At 49.1% G+C, this 5585-nt stretch carries 2 protein-coding genes and 1 pseudogene; 1 reads left to right on the top strand and 2 read right to left on the bottom strand.

What is annotated here, in order from left to right:
* Positions 1-126 precede the first annotated feature (126 nt).
* Positions 127-1458 carry a sugar ABC transporter substrate-binding protein gene (locus tag AQR02_RS05675; RefSeq protein WP_054939744.1) on the bottom strand — a complete coding sequence of 444 codons (1332 nt, stop codon included), beginning with the start codon at positions 1456-1458 and terminating at the stop codon, positions 127-129.
* Between the two features lie 795 nt (positions 1459-2253).
* Here AQR02_RS05675 and AQR02_RS05670 point away from each other — a divergent pair.
* Positions 2254-4000 (top strand): annotated as a pseudogene (locus AQR02_RS05670) (alpha-glycosidase).
* A gap of 352 nt (positions 4001-4352) precedes the next feature.
* Here AQR02_RS05670 and AQR02_RS05665 read toward each other — a convergent pair.
* Positions 4353-5585 (bottom strand): S-layer homology domain-containing protein (locus AQR02_RS05665; protein WP_167347605.1); only part of this gene is annotated, 1233 nt, incomplete at its 5' end.

The raw sequence follows: 5585 nt of genomic DNA, 5'->3' as shown, positions 1-5585 counted from the left end.
CTAGTATGGTGTCGCTGCATTTCCCTTCCGTTCTCCTCTCCTGGGAAATCAGGGAATCGCCCGCCGCTACCAGGCGGAGGGCGATTTGATTTCATATATATACTATTGGAATAGACCTACAGATGTTTACTGCGAAGCGCCGTTGTTCAGATCTTTGATCTGTTGGGCTGCTTTGTCCATTGCAGTCTTAGGGTCTACGCCTTTATCCCAGATTTCCGGCAGAGCTGCGTTCACAGGAGACCACACGTTGCCCATTTCAGGAATCGATGGCATAGGCTGGGAGTTTTTAGCCTGTTCAGCAAATGCAGATACATAAGGATCATCCTTGATCTGCGGATCTTCCAGGGCTTCCAGGTTAGTTGGGATAGATCCTACCAGCTTGTTCAGCTTAAGTTGTGCATCCTTGGTGGATGCGAACTCAGCGTACAGTTTAGCTGCATTTGGGTATTGTGTATACGCATTAACCGCGAAGATCTTGAAGCCTGCAAGGGAGATCGCTGTCTTCCCGCTGACAGTCGGCAGCGGTACCAATCCCAGATTGTCGCCCAGAGCCGTTTTGTACCCGGCAAGTTCCCAAGGTCCGTTGATATCCATTGCCAAATCACCGGAGTTGAAGAGACTGCGCTTAATATCCGGGTTGATATCGCCGCTTTTGATTGGCAGAACTTCTTTCAGTTTCACAAATTCACTCAAGCCTTGGATTGCGCCGTCTGTATTGATCCCGATATCGTCTTTGTTCGTGCCGTTATCCCCGAAGATATAACCGCCGTTGGAAGCGATGAACGGATAGTCGAAATACATGTTGCCGACTTCCCACATGATTCCATACCGGTTTTTGGATTTATCGGTGAAGGTTTTGCCGAAGGCGATTACATCATCAAAGGTCTTGGGCGCTTCAGTAACAAGTGACTTATTGTAGTACAGAGCGTAAGTTTCAGCTGCACGCGGGTATCCGTACAGCATGCCGTCATAACTGGCACCGGTAATCGAAGCTTCCGTATTGTTCTTTACGGTTTCTGCTTCAAACACATCGTTTGGAAGCAACAGCTGCGCACTTGCGGCTCTGCCCAGGTTGTCATGCGGAATTAGAACAACGTCAGCAGCTAAGCCGGAAGGACCATCCTGAGACAGCTTGGTAACTTGATCTGTCGGAGACAATTCTTCAATTTTCACTGGAACATTGTATTTCTCGGTGAATTCCTTGGCAATCGCGTCTGTAAAAGCTCTTTCATCCTTACTTTCCCATACGACCAAAGATGCGCCATCCTCTGGGGTGATTTGTGCGGTTTCAGCAGCAGTGTTTTCTCCGCCGTTGTTTTCAGCCGGTGCTGTGCTTTCTGACGGAGCATTCGTCGCTGCAGCGTTACCGCCATTTGTGTTGTTGTTACCCCCGCACGCTGCCAGTGATGTAGCCATTGCGGCAACAGCCGTGACCATCATCCATTTTCTCATTTTCATTACAGATAACCCCTCCCGATTTTGTATATCACTTTGTGCTTAAGGATGCTGCAGAACATGCGCAAACGATTTCAGAGGATCTAAAAAAAATGTGCCTGTATACGAACCATCCATCTGAATACGCTTCAACAAGTTCTAGAAAGCGCTTCATTCCTAAATTCATAATACAACAGTCAGGTTAATTGTTAAAACGTTTGCACATAGTGTATTTGACCATATTTCGCAAAAAACATAATATAATCAATTTATATCTTCATTTTTCACATAATTACTCTTATTTACTCATACTTTCATGTAAAAATGAACACTTATTTGCCACTAACCCTGTTCTTTTCCTTAAAACTGTGGGTAAAGGTACCGGTTTCCCTTTTATCAAACCAACTTATCGCTTGTGAAGATTTGTGCAATGGTTTGTACAATAGTATTGAATGACCAAATATTCCGTGCTATAATCCAAACCATTATGAGCAGCCAGTCCTGCCTACAGCAAACAATCGAAGCATAGCCCCTTGTTCTTACACAATTAAAAGGCAATGTTACTGATCAGGGACAACCTCGGACACGCTTTTTGCTAGGGTTGTGCCTTTTTGTTATGGGCGGATTTCAGGTTCAATGGGTGCAAATGTGGCACAAAGCCAGTGCCTTGTCTGGCAAGGCATCCATTTGAGCGCCATTTCATCCTTATATCTCTATTTGATGAAAATGCTCACAAAACTTAAGTGTATGCTTCCGTAGCTGTTTTGTCCGAAGGAATTCACGGATGCTATGCTAACAAAACTTTTAGGAGGAATTGTCATGTTATTAGAAGCAGTATATCACCGCCCGCGGTTAAATTGGTCTTATGCCTACGATCACGAAACCATCCATCTTCGCCTGCGCGCCAAAAAAAGGTGATCTAACAGAAGTATTTGCCTGGGCCGGGGACAAATATGCATGGGATACTACGAAAGAGCTGATCCCGATGAAGCTTTTTACCAGCGATGCGATGTTCGATTACTGGGAGTGTGAATCTGTTCCCCTGTACCGACGGCTTAAATACGGCTTCCTGCTGCAAAAAGGCCACGAGCGGATCTGGATGACAGAAAGCGACTTCCAAACTGAACGCCCAACAAATCCAAACCGGCTCTTCGAATTCCCTTACATTAACCGCGGGGATGTCTTCACCCCTCCAGCCTGGGTTAAGGATGCTGTCTTTTATCAAATCTTTCCCGAGCGTTTTGCCAACGGGGATACCAGCCTGAACCCGGACAATGTGCAGCCATGGGGCGGAACCCCTACACCTGAGAATTTCTTCGGCGGCGACCTGCAGGGTGTTATTGATCACTTGGATCATCTGACAGAGCTTGGGATTAACGGGATCTATTTCACACCTATTTTTGCCGGGACTACGAACCATAAGTACGACACCGAAGATTATATGAAGGTTGACCCTCATTTCGGCGATGTGCAGACCCTCAAAAAGCTCGTCGACGCCTGCCATGAACGCGGGATCCGCGTGCTGCTGGATGCCGTATTCAACCATTCCGGCAGAACCTTCGCCCCGTTCCTGGATGTGCTGGAGCATGGGGAAAACTCCCGCTACAAAGACTGGTTCCATGTCCGTGAATTCCCGCTTCAGGTAGTGGACAACATTCCAAACTATGATGCTTTTTCGTTTGAGCCGCATATGCCGAAACTCAACACAGAGAACCCTGAAGTAAAAGAATACCTCCTAAAGGTTGCAGAATACTGGATCAAAGAGGTCGGCATCGACGGCTGGCGCCTGGACGTAGCCAACGAAGTAGATCACGGCTTCTGGCGTGAATTCCGCAAGGTCGTGAAGAACGCCAATCCGGAAGCCTATATTCTCGGCGAAATCTGGCATGAATCTGCTCCTTGGCTGGAAGGCGATAAATTCGACGCCGTGATGAACTACCCGTTCACGGATGCCGTTCTGGATTTCTTCATCAATAGCTCGCTTGATGCGGAAGGCTTCGCCAATGCAATTGGTAAACAGCTGTCCCGCTATCCGCTGCAAGCCAGTGAGGTGGCCTTCAACCTGCTGGACAGCCACGATACTGCACGCCTCTTAACCCTTGCCGGCGGCGACAAAAAGAAGTTCAAGCTGGCTGTGCTGTTCCAGTTCACCTTTATGGGCACGCCTTGCATCTATTACGGAGATGAGTTCGGTATGGACGGAGAGAATGATCCGGGCTGCCGCAAATGTATGGAATGGGATCCCGAGAAGCAGGACCACGACCTGTTCAGCTTCTACCGCAATCTGATCGGAATCCGCGGCAATCATCCTGCACTGCGCAGCGGCTCCTTCACATTCCTTGAGGCCGGCCGGGATGGCAGCAAGCTTGCCTTTGAACGCAGCCTTGGCGATGAAGTAATCATCGTTCTGATGAATACCGAAGAGACCGCCCAGACCTTCCGGCTCGATGTAGAAGAGCGGGATTGGCAGGATCTGTTCACTGGCGATTCCCTGCGGGCTGAGCGGGGCAAACTCACCATCAAGCTTCCGGCGTATGGTTATACTGCCGTTAAAGCAGTTCTGTAATCTCTTTTAGCAAATACAAACATAAAAAACGGCACTCTTCATCATTTTGAAGAGTGCCGTTTGCCGTTAACCGGGAAGGGCTGTAATGAATCTGTGCGGACTGAGATGACGTTAGTTACAGTTTTCCGGGCTGATGGACAGTGCCTGCGGACTCCACAGACGTAATCGGGAAATAAGTCATCCAACTTATGTCTTGTCAGTAGAAATAAGGTCCACTGAGTCCGCAGCACGGTCAAAATACAGAAAAATCTATACATAACGCCTCCTGGGTCCGCAGCAAGCCGTAATAGACACAACGCAAAAGCAGCGCCCCTCTATAACGGGAGGAGCGCTGCTTTGCTTGCTTTAGGACTTATTCAGCGAGCAATTTGTAAATAACCTGTGCGCTTTCCGCGCGGGTCATCATTGCTTGCGGTGCAAATTGCTTGTTCGCTCTGCCCTGTACCAGCCCAAGCTCAGCCGCAGTATTTACATAGTCTGCTGCCCATGAACTGATGGTGCCGGCATCCGCGAACGCTACAGAAGAGGAGCCCGGGCTTGTTTTCTTACCCTGCTTCACTTCCAGCGCACGGATTACCATAACCGCCATCTCCTCGCGGCTGATCGCTGCATTCGGAGCAAAGATATCCGCGCTGCGTCCGGAAACAATGCCTTGGCTGACAGCTGCCGCCACATAAGGAGCATACCAGGCATCTCCACTGACATCGCTGAATGAAGCTTGCCCTTCCGCGTTGATTCCCAGTGCACGAATCAGCAGAGCGGTAAATTCCGCCCGGGTGACACTTACATCCGGTTTGAATTCGGACACCGTCACACCTGTTACAATTTGTTTCGCACTGAGCGATTTAACCGCTTGAGCTGCCCAATGCAGAGCCGGAACGTCCTTAAAGGACTTATTCAGCTCAAGTGCAGCGTATTTACTGAAATGCGTTACCTCTGCTGTTATTTGATCCCCGTTCACAGTTCCGCCCACATACTGGAGGTTGTTGTTTTCACCTATAAAATAGACTCCAAGCAACTCTTTATTTACATTGCCGCTGAACTTAAGGGTAAGCTCAACCGGAGCTGCAAATGCAGTTACAGGAATACGTGTGCCGTCTTTTTTAACCACGAACAATGAGAAATCATATACTTTTGAGGCCGCGGTTACACGGGTATTGTTCCCGTTCAGCCCGCTTAACAGGCTATTTACTGCTCCGTCCTGAAGCGGGGCTGTGCCGAATAGAATCTGCGCACCTTCCGCATCCGATCCGGCCAGTGATGACTGAAGCCCGTGTAATACTTCACTAGGCAGGGTCACGGAGAGCTCACCCAGGTGCAGAACAAGATCATTCGTGCCGAGTGCTGCTGCAGCCTGAATCGGCAGCAGTACCGATGATGCGGATGCAGCAACATCAATTGTAACCTTGCCGTCCTTGCCGGCTTTTAGACTGTCTGGACTAATTGTTTGTGTGCCGGCAGCAGGTGTTGCCGCAGGTACGGAACCGGGGATAGATCCCGGAAGCGTTACTGGAGCTGGCGTTGGTGTTGGTGTTGGTTCTGCTGTTGCTGTTGCTGTTGCTGTTGCTGTCGCTGTTGCCGTTGC

The sequence above is a fragment of the Paenibacillus ihuae genome, assembly GCF_001368795.1.
GTDB lineage: Bacteria > Bacillota > Bacilli > Paenibacillales > Paenibacillaceae > Paenibacillus_AQ > Paenibacillus_AQ ihuae.
Note: the sequence above shows the minus strand (reverse complement) of the source record. Positions and strands in the feature narration are given on the sequence as shown.

What these genes read in the sequence shown, in the direction of transcription:
- AQR02_RS05675 (WP_054939744.1), bottom strand. Translation starts at nt 1,458, where the DNA reads ATGAAAATGAGAAAATGGATGATGGTCACGGCTGTTGCCGCAATGGCT.